The organism is Flammeovirga sp. SubArs3 (assembly GCF_947387565.1).
GTDB classification, from domain to species: domain Bacteria; phylum Bacteroidota; class Bacteroidia; order Cytophagales; family Flammeovirgaceae; genus Flammeovirga; species Flammeovirga agarivorans.
On record NZ_CANDOA010000004.1, the window covers coordinates 76,922 to 92,617 of the forward strand.

Genomic DNA, 15,696 nt, shown 5'->3' on the forward strand with positions numbered 1-15,696 from the left:
AATATGAGAAAACGACAAGAACTTATGAAAATCCGTTATCTAGATATTTTTCTTGAATTGAGAGGGAGAAACACCTACACACTTCTTAAAAAATGCACTGAAATTGGCAGGTTCTGAGAAGCCCAATTGATGCCCTATTTCTTTATTACTTAAGTTAGAGAAATACAATAATCGTTTGGCAGCAATAATAATTCTACTTTGAATATGTTCTTTTGCCGATTTACCACTTTGTGATTTGACGACTTTATTTAGATGATCTGGAGAGATATGTAATACCTCTGCATAAGTACTTGTGTGATGCCACTCTTCGTAGTGCGTATTGATCAAGGCTTTAAATTCTCGAACAACATGGTTAGTATTTTGGATTTCTTCAGACGGAAGGTCACAAGTATTGTAACAGAGAATCAGGATTAATTTTAATAATGAACCTATGGCCTCTTCTTTAAATTGTAAGTCGGAGTGGAAAATTGAATAAATATCTTCTAGGTAGGATTGTATCTGTTGAAATCGCTCCTCTGTAGGGTATAGTGGAGGCGTTTCACTAAAATCATTGAACAGATTGAGATCTTGAATAAAGGAAACAGAGATATTATTGAGCATCAAAAAATCGGAAGTGAACACAAGGGCAAACCCTTCAGATTTCTCTTCTTCAATAATTTGATGTACCTGTCCAGGAGAGATAAAATAGATTTGATGACTTTCTAATGGATAGGATGTAAAGTCGATATTATGCTTTCCTTTTGCCTTTATTGTAAATATGAAAGTAAAGAAATCATGTCGATGGGGATCATCTACTTTACCATTTCTTTTCTCATAGATCTCCTCCATTTTGGAGATACCAAAATATGATTTATGATCATTTTTATTGACAGAGGCATAGGTTTTTACAGCTTTCATAAAATAAAAATATGACAATCTTTTGAATCATTCTACTGATTAAAGGATTGTCATATTTTTAATTGAAAAGAAGAGGTTACTTAATCAACTTTTGTGATAGTATACCTTCAGGTGTATCAATTTTTAAAATGAATACTCCAGAAGGAAGGTGTTGAAGATTCAGTTGATGGTTTTTCTCGGATGTTTCAAATACTAATGCCCCCGTCTCATTGAAAATTTTCAACCCACTCCATGAAATAGAAGAGTTGATGATAATATAGTCTGAGAATGGATTAGGATAGCAAAGAGCATCAACAGAACTTGTATTGAAAGTGATATTTCTTGCGTTTGAATTCCCACATGGACCAATAGTTTTCCACCAATGTTCAGCAGTTCCAGGAGTAACATTATATAAATTATTTACAGCTGCTTCATAAAGGATACCATTGTAACTTACAATGTCACCACTTTGATAAATAGTTGGGTAACCAGAATAAGTTGGTGTGTTATCACAAGTACTAGACACTTCTTCAGCTACAGTAATGATTACTGAAGAAACCCCTTGTCCACCCTCATTATCTGTTACAGTTGAAGAAATAGTAAATTCCCCAAATTGAGAGGGTGTAAATGAGAAATTAGAAGTAGTATAAACGGACCCGTCTACAGTTGTCGTATAATCAGTGATTTGTCCATCAGCATCAGCAGCTACAATTGAGACATTAATAGGCGACAGTGTGGATTGTATGATATCAGTACCTCCGTCAACGGTAATTGATACAGTAGGAAGTTGATTTTCATTGACTTCTTCCACAAAGGAAACAGTTATACTTGAAGTGGTAGATTGACCTTTTGAGTCAGTAGCAGTAGCTTCAAAAAGGTAATCACCATATCCATTAGGTGTAAAATTGAATGTTGTTGCCGTACTTACTTCTACTCCGTTTACATTGATAACAATACTAGGAGTTCCTTTGTCATCTTCAGCAGACAATTGAATACCGATTGATTGAAGCCCTACTATTTGAGTAGTATTAGATGGAGTAATAAACGATAAACTAGGAGGAGTATCAACATCGCCACCACTTGAAGAACAATTGCCAAGTAATGTCCAAGTGCTACTGTCTAAATCAGGCTGATTTCCAACCGACCACCATTTATTGAATACATAGATTTTTCCTTGAAAAACCACTTGCATACCATTGGTCTGATAAGTCTTAGAACTACTCCATTCTTCTATTCCTGTACAATCAAAAGTGAATCCAGGACATGTAGATTGTAGTTTCCAAACATTTGCTACACCCGGAACATCACTGCTTTTAGTTTCCCAACCTGCAGTATAGATAATTCCTTCATAGACTACTTCTTCATTGGCAGTATATACTTTTTCTTCCCATGGAGTACCACAGTTTTCTTTAGGATCAATTACCTCAAAACTATAGTTTAAAGTACTTTCTTCTCCGCTATTATCTACAGCTTTTATTAGGAGTGTATAAGTTTTATAAGCATTTGGAAGAAATGTGGTAGAAGTAGTATTAGTAGCAATGGTAGAACCATCGATTGCAATACTTGAAGCCGTTAAGTTTTGATTGTCTTTATCTAAAATAGAAACGTCTATTGCGATCGCAGAGAAATTCTCTTGTCTGATTTCTGTGGACGCAGGACTTAATAGGCTGATTCTTGGTTTGACGGGAGTAGGTTCTGGTTCTATACCTCCAAAAGGCTTTTGTGATGCACAACCACAAGCATTACAACTGGATTGTCCGTCTAAATCCGTTGAAACACCAAGAATTTGTGAATGACGTTCATAGTGTCCAATTCTGCTTAATACTTTACTTTTTTCAGTACCAGATCCACATTCTAGACCTCCATTAATGATATTAACAGTTACACCAAAACCAGGGTTACGATTGTTTTCTAAATCAAAAGAAGTGGGAATCCAATTTCCTACCATAACATCATGAGCGGAAGGCTTAGGAAATTGTGGTGTCATCCAAAACCAAATGGCTGTTTGAAAAGCTAATGCTCCATCTTGGATCACACTTTCAGGGTTGGCCAAAAGGATGTTTTTGTCTCCATATAAAAACTGACTGACCTGACCATAATTGTAATTCCAAGATAGTTGAATTGGGCCTCTGCCATGGTAAGATTTACCTGCTACGGCAGGGTAATCTGGATGATTTTGTGCGACATATCCAATCAAATCAGTACCTTCATAACTTACTTCTTCTCTAAAGTATAATCCCCAAGAGTATTTTCCTCCCGGAGCGGTATCCCATCCGCCTGTAGTTTCTTGTGATATATTCGCTAAGAAAGCAGAAAGTTCTCTTTTTTGTTGATCAGCAGATCCTTCAGCTAAAAAGTTACCATAGTCTACTTCTTGTTGAATAATACTCTTTTGACTATTCCAAGAGTCGTTAAACCCTTCATCTACACGGATTACTTTCTGTTCACCTGTAGTTTTATTTTCTCTGGTAACTCTATAAAGGTTTGTTCCCTCTCTTCGTTCCATATATACCTTAATGAGCTTCATTCGTTGAATTGCTTCTAAGAAGTTATCATAGGAATAGAAGTCGTTTTCAGGTAACAAAATATATCCACCATCTGGTGATGGTTCTGTTCCAAAACGGTATGGAAACAGTTCATTGTATTCTGCCTCAGTAAGAGGTGCTGTTTGAGCATTTACTTTTTGGGAACAGAGTAGTAGAAGTCCCAAAAAGAGAGAGGTAGTAATTGTCGATAAATAATTCATTTCAAAAAAATATTACTGAAAATAGATAGTAATGAGTGGTGACTCATGTTCAGCAAACATCTTTGAAAAATGAAGAATAATAAAAATTATATGGGGTACAATTAGGGTAACAATAAAGGAATTTTAGGGGTACAAAACTCTTATACAACTTAGTTATTCTCTGTCCCACAGCAGTTTTTGTACTTTTTACCACTACCACAAGGACAAGGATCATTTCTATTGATTTCAGTTTTTTTCTTATTCCTTTGATAATCTTTTTCCTGCTTGGCCATGTCTTGATTAAAAATCAATTCAAGCTTTTTATACAACTCAGGATGCTTCTTTTTTAGTAAGTTGGGACGTTCAAAGAAATACTCTGAAGTGACCGTTAAAAATTCTTTTTCATTGGTGGCTCCATAAGGGTTAATATCAGATTCTTTTTCTAATACCTTCTGAGTTTCTTTATGCATTAGTTTGATCCAAGGAAGTGTGTAACTTTTCTGAAGAAGTATTTCGGGAATACCGTCTGTTGATCCATCCGCCATATCTATCAAATGGACAAACTCATGAATACCAACATTCTTTTTATCATTGTCGTTTCGGAATCCTTCTCTTAATGCTCCTTTTGATAGCAACATTCTATTTTTTAATCTTCCTTCTCCTACCATTCCGAGTACATGTCCTTCTCCAAATTCTTTCACAAAGACTGTATCATTAAGATCAGATTCAAGAATGATCACTTCATTCAGATTAGGATATTCCCACTTCGGGTAGCCGAAAATGGGTATAATAGCACTACAACCTACTAATAAACGGTCTAGATCTTCAATCTCAGTTTCAATCGGAGTAATCTTAATATTATCTAGAAAGTGAAGTACTCTTTGTTCGAAGTTATCCTGTTTTTCCTTGGGCAATTCGTTATAATAAACAACATGCTCTTTTAAAATTGATCTCCATTCAGAAGAGAATTCTTTTCTGGTAAACTTCTTTTTATCACGATCTTTTCTCGAAGTCTTAATTAAATACCTAAAGATTTCGATGATGATAATAATGCTAAGCAGAGAGGCCACTAAAATTCCAATATTCATAAGCTGTAGTAGTAAAAGGTTTAGAAAGTAAAGGAGATAAATAGAAATTTGGTAAACATTCAAGATAATAAAAAAGCCTTCCATAAAGAAAGGCTTAAGGTCTCTAGCAAAATTGTTTTATTTCTTGAATTCAAGTCGGGTATCCGAAACGATGATCGAAGTAATCCCTGTTTGAACTCTCGTAATGTTAGTATTTATCGTTAAGACCATTTTATTTTCAGTAATCTTTTCTATTGTATATTCTTCAATGCCTTCTATTGTTGTGAGAATGAGTTTCTCCTCATCGATTAACCAACTACCATTAAAAGTCGAAGGAACATTCTTTAGTTTGGTTGTATTCTCAATGCCATTAATAAGACTAGTTACATCAATATTGGAAGTCCCTTTTGATGTTACAGAATTATCTTCCTTAAAGGTGGTTGTTACTCGGATATTATGGTGAGAATTTTTTGTCATAGTTTGTTCACTGGTACCGTTGATTTGAAAAGTATTCATCGTAGACGATTCCGCTGATACCAACTTCCATGCGCCAAGAATTAAAGAATGATTAGGGTGAATATCATCGTCTTCTGAACAAGATGATAGGAAGAATGCTAAGACAATAAGAGTAATGACAAATTTAGATTTTGACATAGTAAGTTTGCTTAAGTTACGATTATAAGATAGTGTTTGCTTTAGATTGATTATATAAAGATGTTCAATATTAATATATTTTCAAATCTTAAAGAATTATGTGTGCATAAAAATTGTCTTCTTTTATTTAAAATGTTAAATACGTATATTTACGTAATTAATTATCAAGACTTAACTAGCAAATGAATAATAAAGTTGATTGTCAAGCTTGCTCAAACGAGAATTGTATCATCAAACAAAACTGTCTGACTGAAGTAGCTAAACCGTTTTTGGAGAAAAAGCTAAACGTAAATGCAAGAAAAGGACAACCTTTTATTTTAGAAGGGGCTCCTGTACATGGATTATATTTTGTGCAAAAAGGCAAAGTAAAAGTTGGAAAAACGGGGATTAATGGCCGTGAACAAATAGTTAGATTATGTCATGATGGTGAAATTATTGGGCATAGAGGATTCGGCGTTGGTCAATTTTATCATATTAGTGCAGTGGCAATAGAAGATGTTGTATTGTGTAACTTCTCGAATGAAGTGATTAATGATATGTTGAAATCCATTCCAGAATTATCATACTCGATGATGCTCTTTTACGCGGAAGAACTAAATAGAAGCGAAAATAAAGTGAGGAAAATTGCTCAGATGACTGTACGCGAAAAAGTCATCGATGCTATACTATATATCAATAGAAAGTTTGGTATGACAAAATCTTTCTTAAATATTCAATTGTCTAGAAAAGAAATTGCTGATTTTGCAGGAACCACTGATGAACAAGTAATTAGAGTGATTTCATCTCTGAAAAAAGAAGGGATTGTCGTTGCTCAAGGCAAAAAGATCGGTATTGTAAAACTAGATAAGCTGAAAAGAGAAATCGCAGAACATAATTTCTTTATAGATAGTTGACTGACAGGTGTTTAATGTGATTTGATGAAAATGTAACACTTGAAATAGTGAAAAAATCAGAAAAAATCCGTAAAATGTGAAATCGAATAGCATACTCTAAAGTGTGTTTATTTTTTCGGCACTGAATCTTTATTTTTTAATCAGCATGTCAACTTTTACTTATCTAAGAGTATCTACAGTAGCTCAATCAAAGTTTCAACAACAGGCAAAGATCAAAGGAAAACCTTATATCGATAAATGTCCTGTTACACTTCCATTTGTAGAAAGACCTAGAGCAAAAGAATTGCTAGAGATTTTATCTGCAGAAGACACCTTATATATTGGAGATATAGATCGTTTAGGAGATAACCCTAAAGATATATTAGATGCCTTGAAAGCATTGTATGCGACAGAAGCAATCGTAAATATCTACAAATTTGAAACTACGGACGAAGAAGCAAGAGTAGGTATAAAGGCTGTGATTTCTGCTTTTGAAACAATGCTTCATATGAAGGAATACCAGGTACATGAAAAAACCGTTGAAGGTATTGCTAGAGCAAAAGCCGAGGGTAAATATAAAGGAGGTAAAAAAGGCCGTAAGATGAATTACGATCGTTGGTCTGATAGAAATAAGGATGTTATTGAAGGGCTTCAGAGTGGTTTAACAACAAAAGAGATTTCGGAACTAACAGGTGTTGGTAAAACACAAGTTTCTAGAGTGCGTAAACGTTTAAGAGAAATTGAAGCTGAAAAGAGAGAAGCACTTCAAGAGCAAACACAATCGCTACAAGATTCAATTGAAGAGTACCAATCTGAAAGAAATTTAATGGAAGTTTAAGTACCATTAATTATAAATAAGAAGACCATTTATACGTAGTAACGAGAGTTATTTACTTGTAAATGGTCTTTTTTTATACCCAAAATACGTATTTACGTAAAAAATAGGCCTAAAATGTTTTTAAAATAAGTAATAATACGTAGTATTGTATACGTAAAGAAAACAAAGCGTAGAGAAATACTTACAATTATGCAATCAATCACATCAAATGAAAAAGCTACAAAGATCAACTTGTTTGATTTCAGTAGTATACAAATGAGAACATTTCACCTTAGCTGGATCGCATTCTTTTTATGCTTCTTTGGTTGGTTCTCTCATGCACCATTAATGAAATCTACAATCGCTCCAGATTTAGATTTAACTAAAGCACAAACAACTTTAGCATTTATAGCATCTGTTGGTGTGACCATTTTTGCAAGATTAGGTATCGGAAACCTTTGTGATAAAATTGGACCAAGAAAAAGTTATGTATACTTATTAATCTTTGGTGCTTTTGCAGTAGCAGGTTCATCATTTGCAACGACATGGGAAACTTACTTACTTTCTCGCTTAGCTATTGGTGTAATCGGTGCTTCTTTCGTAATTACTCAATATCATACTTCAGTAATGTTCGCTCCAAACGTAATTGGTATTGCAAATGCAACTACTGCAGGATGGGGTAACTTAGGTGGTGGTGTTACTAACGCTACTATGCCATTAATTGCTTCAGGTGTTGCTGCATTTGGTTTAGCAGAAGCGACTGAATCATGGAGAATTGCTATGTACATTCCTGCTGCTATCATGTTATTAGTAGCATACTTATACTGGAAATATACAACTGACTGTCCAAAAGGTAACTATACAGATTTACCAGAAGAAAGACCTCAATCTAAAAAAGGAGAGAAGAGTTTATTCTTAACAGCAGCTTCAGATAAAAGAGTTTGGATTTTATTCCTTATGTATGCAGGATGTTTCGGTATGGAACTTTTTGTAACAGGAAAAGCCTCTACTTATTACCAAGAAAAATTTAGCTTAAGCCAAGAAGCTGCAGGTTTTGTAGTATTATTCTTTGGTGCAATGAACTTGTTTGCTCGTTCAACAGGTGGTTGGATTGCAGATAAATTTGCTAAAAACTCAGGTTTGAATGGTAGAGTGAAAATATTAGTATATGTGGTTATTGCTGAAGGTTTAGCCTTATTAATATTCTCTCAGATGAATGTATTAGGCTTGGCGATTGCAAGTATGGTATTCTTCTCATTATTTGTACAAATGGCGGAAGGAGCTACCTATTCTGTAGTACCATTTATCAACAGAAAAGCTTTAGGAGCAGTATCTGGTATTGTAGGTGCAGGTGGTAATGTGGGTGCGGTATTATATGCACAATACTTATTAAGAAGTGGATCTTCTTTACAAGATGCTTTCTTCGCGTTCGGATTCGTAGTTGCAGCAGTAGGTTTCTTAGGATTATTAATTAAGTTCTCTGAAGCAGATGAGGCAGCAGCTATTGAAGAACAAAAGAAATTAGAAGCTTTTGAAGCTTCTTTAAAAGAACAAGAACTAATAAACAAAAATAGAATAGACGACAACATGGAAGGGCCTGCAGTTGCATTGTAGGTTCAAAGTAAAATAGTGTTCCGAGTAAAAAAATACTCTTATAATTCCAAATAGCAGCTTCATCCTTTTAGGGTGGGGCTGCTTTTTTATATCGAAAATTTATAAGTGTAGTGATCCATAGAATACAAATGAGTATACTTCACTGGAAGTATCAATAATAATGAGATATTAAAGGGAGTAATAAAACAAAAAACAAACAGTCTTCTGGTTGTAGTAGTAGTGAATTTGCATCGATGTATTGTGCTCAAAAAAGTATAGACAAAAAAGAAGGGAACCCGCATCGCGAATACCCTTTCCCCATTACTTAAAGCAAACTATTGTGTCTTTTGTAAATCGATAACAATGTTCAATCATTGCTATCTATTACTAATGTTTTTGTCTTTCTGACTTACACTAATACAAACGTCAAAACCATGGTAAAAAGTTTCATTTGATTAGTTAACAAGTGAAAATAGTAGAAAATATTTTTATTTCCTAATTTTTTCTTATCAAAATTCAATTTTTATAACACTGTACACGTAAAAACGTGTACAGTGTGCAATTTAGTAACGGAATTCTTATAATCCAATTCCTACGTACTCTCTTTGACCATCAGGGTACATTCCTTCGATTAATATACCTCCACTTTTGCCTCTTAAGGCATTTCCAAGATCATCAAGATTTGTTACTTCTTCTCTATCTACACTGGTAATAATGAAACCTTCTCTAATACCAGCATTATATAATTTTCCGTTCGGTTGAAGCTTTGTTACTGCAAGTCCTCCATTTAATCCTAGAGCTGCAGCCTGCTTCTCAGAAATAGGTTTTACATCAGCACTAAGTGCTGCAATAGCTTCACTAGAATTCTTTGGAGCAGAAACAATCTCTGTAGTATTATTGGTGTTCTTCAGTTTTACATTGAAGTCTTTCTCTTTACCACTTCTGTTAACCGTTACTTTTACTTCATCACCCGGACGTTTACGAGCAATATATTCTTGCAATTCAGAAACACTTTCAATTTTCTCATCATTGATCTTAAGGATAATGTCTCCTGCTTCAATACCTGCTTCGTCTGCTGCACCTTGAGGATTTACATCCACGATAGCAACACCTGCAATGTCTTCGAGTTTTGCTTCTTCAGCAATTTTCTGATCGACATCTTGAATTTGAACACCAATTAGTGCTCTTTGAACCGCTCCATATTCTCTTAGGTCATCCATCACTTTCTTTACAAGTTCAGAAGGAACAGCAAACGAATATCCTGTAAAAGATCCTGTTTTAGAAGCAATCGCTGTATTTATACCAATTAATGCACCGTTTAGATCAACTAGTGCACCACCAGAGTTACCCGGGTTTACAGCTGCATCAGTTTGAATAAATGATTCAACAGATAAACCGGTCTTTGACCTAAGGATATTAATGTTTCTTGCCTTTGCACTGACAATACCTGCAGTAACTGTAGAAGTTAATTCATAAGGGTTGCCAACAGCAAGTACCCACTCACCAACTTTTACATTATCAGAATTTCCAAATGCTAAATAAGGAAGGGAATTATCAGTTTCTATTTTTAATAAAGCCAAATCTGTAGTAGGATCCGTTCCAATAAGGTTGGCAGTATAAGTATGTTTATCTTCTAATACGACCTCTATTTTTGACGCTCCATCTACAACATGGTTATTGGTTGCAATATATCCATCTGCTGATAGAATAACTCCAGAACCAGATCCCAGTTGACCTTCACCATTTCCTCCTCTTGGATCTCCAAAAAACTCATGGAAGAAACGAGGTGTATTTCTTGGAACCCTTGAGGATACATCAACATACGTTTTAATATGAACTACGGCTGGAGTAGCTTTTTCGGCAGCACTAACGAAATTCATCCCATCAGGAATGACATAGTCAGCTCGTTTTGGAGAATTTTCGTATTTGGTAAATGCAACAGGTTTGTTTTCCTCTTTTTGTTGTATATCCATTTGTGGAGCAATAAAGGTAGTATAAGCTCCCACGGAGATGACTCCACCTATAATTGAGGCCGCCATCATGGAAAAGAATTGTTTTTTCATGATATGATAGTCTAATATGTTTTTAATTCTGAAACTCTGAGAGAGACTAATTGTTCAAGTCTAGAGTTTCTATTTGTACACTAGTATGTACAAGTAAGACAAACTCCATACAAAAAAACAGTCTATTAAAATTTTTTATCAAAAAAGTGGAGGAGTGCAAACAAATCTAAATTACCGTAATAAAGTGAAGTATCATTCAAGAATGGTGATGGTCATCAATATTTATTCGATTTTATTCCACCACATTTGTAATGTCATAAGCAAGAAAGCTTTTAAAATTTTATTGTTTAAAAGCATCTTATGTGATTCAAATACTTGTAATAAAGTATTGTTATAGAACTGAGAGTTTCTGTCCTGTTCAGAGGGCAGATCAATTTTCATAGTGTTTAAAGTTTGGGTGTAAATTGAAACGGGGCTCGTCAATGACGGGCCTTGTTTTTTGTATTTAGTTTTTTTGACAGACAAGTTGACTCATTTATTTATGACAATATGACACAAATAGCTTTCATTGTTATCAGTTTTGAACAGAATTAACTTTAAGTATTGAATTTGTGTTTATTGAATTGTTACTTACCAACATAAAATATGTTTGAAATACCAAATACAGTAATGACTGTTCAAAATATAGATGAATTGAACTTGGCAATTCAGGAAAACAAAAAGGTAATTCTTGATTTCTCCACAGAATGGTGTCCGCCATGTAGAGTAATGAAAGGTACAATCAGTAATTTATCATTTGAGTTGGAAGGGGTTGCAAAAGTAATTAAGGTGGATCCAGAGAAATTGGAAACTGTAGCGAAGAATTACAATATCAAAGGAATACCTTATTTTATTGGTTTAGTTGATTCAAAAGAAACGGGAAGGGCACATGGTATCGTTCCTATTCAACAATTAAAAAGATTAATTCATGAGTAAATCGAAATTAATCAGACATATAAGAGAATGGTTAAAGAGAAAATACCAATCTCCAAAAACATCTTACAATAGTTGCTGTACCGCTTCTGTTGAGAGGTTTGAAAAAGAAAAAGATAAAAGCCGTACTTATTGATATATAAGTACGGCTTTTATCTTTTTATTAAGAGACTAATACTTTGTCTCTCTTTTTCCCTTTTCTTTTCTTAGACTTTGTGTTGAGATACATCCAGAACCCCAAAATACCTACCAAGAAATTACCTAAGGCAAAAAATGACATGATAGAATCTCTAATTGGTTTTCCTAGAAAATCAAAAACATGATATTTATGGAAATAGGCAAAAATAAATCCTGAGATAGCAGACTTATCTTCGATAATTGCTCCTACAAAACTTGTTTTGGTATCAATATACCACCTTGGGTTGCCTTCACCCTCAAATTGTACTTTTTGTACTGGAAGTAATTTGTTGATAAAGCCATACTCATTTGCAAACTTGTTTATCGGAGTGATATTTCTGATACTCTTTAATCCACTGTATTGTTGGGCCAAATGTACAGCATAGATACTATCCCCTTGTGAAAGCTCCTTCTGAGTTACTACATTATAGTACCTTTTTGAGATACTACGTCCTTTTTTATAATGTACTTGATAGTACACTTTATCTTTTAATTTTATAGGTTGAACATTCATCCATCCTTTAGGAATACTATCAAAGTCGAAAGTAAGTTCTTCTGACGTAAATGATGTTGGGCTAGAAAAACTAGTTTTATCGAGAGCATTGTATTTTGGTAACATGTGCATAAATGCACTGAAAGCAAATAGTAATAATGAAAAAGATAAACCAATACCTAATGAGCGGTGTAACCTTCGTTGCCAGGGAACCCTGGATGTCTGTTGACGCTGATAGGTTTTTCTAAATTTAGTATACACTAATATTCCAGATACACCTGCTAAAAAACAAATCGTAATAAATACTCCAAGAACAAATAGTCTAAATGTAGTATTGAAATCTAAGAAACTCCAACTATGAGCCCATAAGAAAAAAGCTTGATAACCACTTCTCAATGTATTTGTAGCATACGTCATCTGATCTGTGTGTGTATCAATAAATACTTTTAGTCCATCCATTCTTTGATACTCGACTTTATATACGGGAAGGATTCTTGCAATTTTTACATACTCATTATTGAACGTTTTCTGTTCAGTGATTGTAGCGATTTTGTCTTCACTCTCACCAGAATATAAGTTAGCAAGATAGGAGATATAAACATTTTCTCCATTTGGAAGAATATCACCATTTTTTGTATTTACATAAATGTTACCTTCTGACTTTTTGAATTGGTAATATAAGTTAGAGTCAATATTAACCAACCGGAAAGACTGTATGTCTTTCCAGTGATTAATTTTCATAATTGAATCTGCAGTAAATAGTAATTGATCTGCATCTTTTACCTCTTGATTTACCACCAAACGTTGATTTACTTTTGGTTTAAAATTAGACATAAGAGGGTGCATTACTCCACTTAGTGTCCATGCTAATAGAGGTAATAATGCGATAAGACTTAACTTTCGATGAAATTGATACAAAGTCATGATTATTTATTCTTACTGATTGTATAGCCGATACCTAATTGGAAAGTACGAGGGGCACCTAAATTATAATTTTCTCCCCAAGATGACTTGGAAACTCTAGTGGCGTACAGTTCATCGGTTAAGTTCATGATGTTAAACCATGTATCTAAGCCTTTAAATTGGTAACCAAATCGTAAGTTGAATACATGGTATCCATCGTACTTTTTCGTATTCTGATTATCCATATAGTACTCACTCACTTTTTGAAACTCTAATGATGTTCTAAATCCTTTTAGGAATCGAGGCTTAAACGTTAATTCCATGTTGGCAATCCAATTGGGAGCATTGGCCATTGTATTTCCTGAAAAGTCTTCTTTACCTGTATTAAATTCTTCAAAAGTATGCTCTGCATAGGTACCACCAACTCGAACAAAAAGTTGAGAAACGGGCTTAAAGTGTAAGGCCATTTCTACACCTTGATGGTTGGTAGAGCCAGCATTCTGATTTTCATAAGAACCATCTTCCTGAAGTACTGAAACGATTTCGTTTTTACCCGACATATTATAGTAAGCACCTTCCACATAGCCAAATCCACTTGGTAGGGTAGACCATGTTCCTACTTCAAAGTTATTGTAATAAGAAGGTTCCAATGTTGGAACTTTTACACCTCTGTATAATTCTGAAACTTGTGGAGGCATAAATCCTACACTATAGTTAGAGTAGAAACCTAGTCCATTAAGCATAGTGTAAGTAGCACCTACTCTTGGAGTAATGGCATTAAAATAATTGACTGAATTTGGCGCACCTGAAAAAGCTTCTTCACCCAAGTTATTCGTATAGTCATACTTGAAATGATCCGATCGAACTCCTGCCGTAATAAATAATCGATCGATAGGATTAACTTCTACTTGAGCATAAAGGCCAGTATTCAATAAATTAGTTTGGTAATCTGTAAGTATAGAATCCGTTGAAGTGTACCCTACATATCTACCATTTTCATCTCTTTGTACATCAATGTAGTTTGCCCAGAAAGTAGTTGGACTGTAATCTACACTTGCTCCAACTCTTATTGTTGTTTTTAATGAAGGAATCTTTTGGTTATGTTGTATAACAGCGCCATAACTTTGGAAAGCACTTTCATTTACTTCTCCCTTAGCAACACTTGGATTTCCCCAATCATTCTTAATTCTATAACTAGGAATTTGTCCTAATGTGTTCGTACGGAAAAAAGCTTTAGCGACTGTTTTACTGTTTTCAGACCAAGTTTTATCAGCAGTGAAAGTTGATCTCCACAATTCAATTTCTCTTTTAGTAAAGTTGTGTAATGAAGTGAAATCTCTATCATAAAAAGATGTACTGTCTAAAGAAGAGCCCATATCTGAATAATATTTCATATAAGTAGTATTAGATTTTAAGACTAAACTTTCGTTGACCTTGTATTGTAAAACAGCGGTAACGATAGTTTTATCAAAATCACTGTGATCTAAGTATCCGTTTTCTCTTTTTGCAGCATATCCTCCAATGCTAGCACCAAACTTACCATTTTTAGATGTTCCTTCAACTGTTGCGTCAATTCTTCTGTAACCATAAGAATCACCTCTTAATTGTACTTGGGCAGTAGGCACTAGTGATGGAGTTTTTGTAATAAGATTTATAGCACCTCCAATAGCTTCAGAACCATATAATGCTGAAGCAGGCCCTCGTATTACTTCAATATTTTGAGCGACTGCCATATTCATCTCATTCAAGGCATTATGATTAAAAATACCTGTAGGACGGATAGGTAAACCATCTTCTAAATATAAGAAAAGGCTTTTTGTTGATATCGGTTGACGAATAGCCATCATATGTTGTTCGCTACCAAGATCGGCCATTAATACACCTGGAACTTTATTGATGACCTGATCTAATGACTGTGCTTTTGTTTCATCAAGCATTGTCGTACCAATAGATGTAATAGCTATTGGTGCTTCCTCTCTTTTTTGAGCATCTCTACTGGCTGAAACAACAACTTGGTTAAGCACATAATCATCTTGAGATAAAGAGATGACAGGTTTGATTGAACTGGCTTTCATCGTTGTACTTAAATAACCTGAGTACTTGAATTCAATCATATCATTTTGATCTACACTGATGCTATAATTTCCTTCGTTATCAGTGATAGTATACTTATTATCTTTTTGATTGATAACAATGGCACCAACCAAAGCTTCTTTAGATAATTTGTCTTGAATTTTACCTGATAACTCTAAAGTTTGGGCATGAAGAGAAGGGATGCTCAAAATCAATAGAAGAGCTCCTAACAATTGCGATTTCATTAATATTTTTTATTTGGACATAACGTTGAGCTAACACTTTTGATAACACCAAAAAGGAGTGTTACCAATAGCCTAGTATTAATGTTATGCGATGATTTTTAAATTTTTGAATGTAACGACCTAGAGGTATAAAAAAGTTACCTCGAAAAAGTATTATTGAATGTCTTGACACAACAATACATCCATCAAAAAGAAATGATGTTTAAAAAAGTCGATAATTAGAAAA

Annotated in this window: 13 protein-coding genes; 5 read left to right on the plus strand and 8 right to left on the minus strand. The window is 34.2% G+C overall.

Features of this window, described 5'->3' with window-relative positions:
* Positions 1 to 39 precede the first annotated feature (39 nt).
* From QL232_RS12650 to QL232_RS12665, 4 genes are all read right to left on the minus strand, one after another.
* Positions 40 to 897 carry a helix-turn-helix domain-containing protein gene (locus tag QL232_RS12650; RefSeq protein ID WP_281614390.1) on the minus strand — a complete coding sequence of 286 codons (858 nt, stop codon included), beginning with the start codon at positions 895 to 897 and terminating at the stop codon, positions 40 to 42.
* 76 nt (positions 898 to 973) lie between these two features.
* The gene (locus QL232_RS12655) at positions 974 to 3,622 is read right to left on the minus strand and encodes a glycoside hydrolase family 19 protein (protein ID WP_281614391.1); all 2,649 of its coding nucleotides are present in this window, start codon (positions 3,620 to 3,622) and stop codon (positions 974 to 976) included.
* Between the two features lie 149 nt (positions 3,623 to 3,771).
* A complete protein-coding gene (locus QL232_RS12660) occupies positions 3,772 to 4,689 on the minus strand; it encodes a zinc-dependent peptidase (RefSeq protein WP_281614392.1) in 918 nt (305 codons plus the stop codon).
* Positions 4,690 to 4,806: 117 nt separating this feature from the next.
* Positions 4,807 to 5,322, minus strand: coding sequence for a hypothetical protein (locus QL232_RS12665; RefSeq protein WP_281614393.1), 516 nt, complete (start codon positions 5,320 to 5,322; stop codon positions 4,807 to 4,809).
* Between the two features lie 182 nt (positions 5,323 to 5,504).
* Here QL232_RS12665 and QL232_RS12670 point away from each other — a divergent pair, with 182 nt between their 5' ends.
* The 3 genes from QL232_RS12670 to QL232_RS12680 all read left to right on the plus strand — a co-directional run bounded on the left by QL232_RS12670 (position 5,505) and on the right by QL232_RS12680 (position 8,625).
* On the plus strand, positions 5,505 to 6,215 hold the full coding sequence (locus QL232_RS12670) for a Crp/Fnr family transcriptional regulator (protein ID WP_168881869.1): 711 nt from the start codon (positions 5,505 to 5,507) through the stop codon (positions 6,213 to 6,215).
* Between the two features lie 145 nt (positions 6,216 to 6,360).
* Positions 6,361 to 7,032: a recombinase family protein gene (locus tag QL232_RS12675; RefSeq protein ID WP_168881868.1), complete on the plus strand. Its 672-nt coding sequence runs from the start codon at positions 6,361 to 6,363 to the stop codon at positions 7,030 to 7,032.
* 189 nt (positions 7,033 to 7,221) lie between these two features.
* The gene (locus QL232_RS12680) at positions 7,222 to 8,625 is read left to right on the plus strand and encodes an MFS transporter (protein WP_281614394.1); all 1,404 of its coding nucleotides are present in this window, start codon (positions 7,222 to 7,224) and stop codon (positions 8,623 to 8,625) included.
* A gap of 557 nt (positions 8,626 to 9,182) precedes the next feature.
* Here the strand turns inward: QL232_RS12680 and QL232_RS12685 are convergent.
* Positions 9,183 to 10,667 carry a Do family serine endopeptidase gene (locus QL232_RS12685; RefSeq protein WP_348646740.1) on the minus strand — a complete coding sequence of 495 codons (1,485 nt, stop codon included), beginning with the start codon at positions 10,665 to 10,667 and terminating at the stop codon, positions 9,183 to 9,185.
* 222 nt (positions 10,668 to 10,889) lie between these two features.
* Positions 10,890 to 11,048, minus strand: coding sequence for a hypothetical protein (locus QL232_RS12690; RefSeq protein ID WP_168881866.1), 159 nt, complete (start codon positions 11,046 to 11,048; stop codon positions 10,890 to 10,892).
* A 204-nt stretch (positions 11,049 to 11,252) separates the two neighbouring features.
* Here QL232_RS12690 and QL232_RS12695 point away from each other — a divergent pair, with 204 nt between their 5' ends.
* On the plus strand, positions 11,253 to 11,582 hold the full coding sequence (locus QL232_RS12695; RefSeq protein ID WP_281614395.1) for a thioredoxin family protein: 330 nt from the start codon (positions 11,253 to 11,255) through the stop codon (positions 11,580 to 11,582).
* On the plus strand, positions 11,575 to 11,715 hold the full coding sequence (locus QL232_RS12700; RefSeq protein WP_168881864.1) for a hypothetical protein: 141 nt from the start codon (positions 11,575 to 11,577) through the stop codon (positions 11,713 to 11,715). The genes QL232_RS12695 and QL232_RS12700 overlap by 8 nt, the downstream gene beginning before the upstream one ends.
* A gap of 27 nt (positions 11,716 to 11,742) precedes the next feature.
* On the opposite strand, the gene QL232_RS12705 is transcribed toward QL232_RS12700, so the two are convergent.
* On the minus strand, positions 11,743 to 13,173 hold the full coding sequence (locus tag QL232_RS12705; RefSeq protein WP_281614396.1) for a PepSY domain-containing protein: 1,431 nt from the start codon (positions 13,171 to 13,173) through the stop codon (positions 11,743 to 11,745).
* A 2-nt stretch (positions 13,174 to 13,175) separates the two neighbouring features.
* The gene (locus QL232_RS12710; protein WP_281614397.1) at positions 13,176 to 15,470 is read right to left on the minus strand and encodes a TonB-dependent receptor; all 2,295 of its coding nucleotides are present in this window, start codon (positions 15,468 to 15,470) and stop codon (positions 13,176 to 13,178) included.
* Positions 15,471 to 15,696 lie beyond the last annotated feature (226 nt).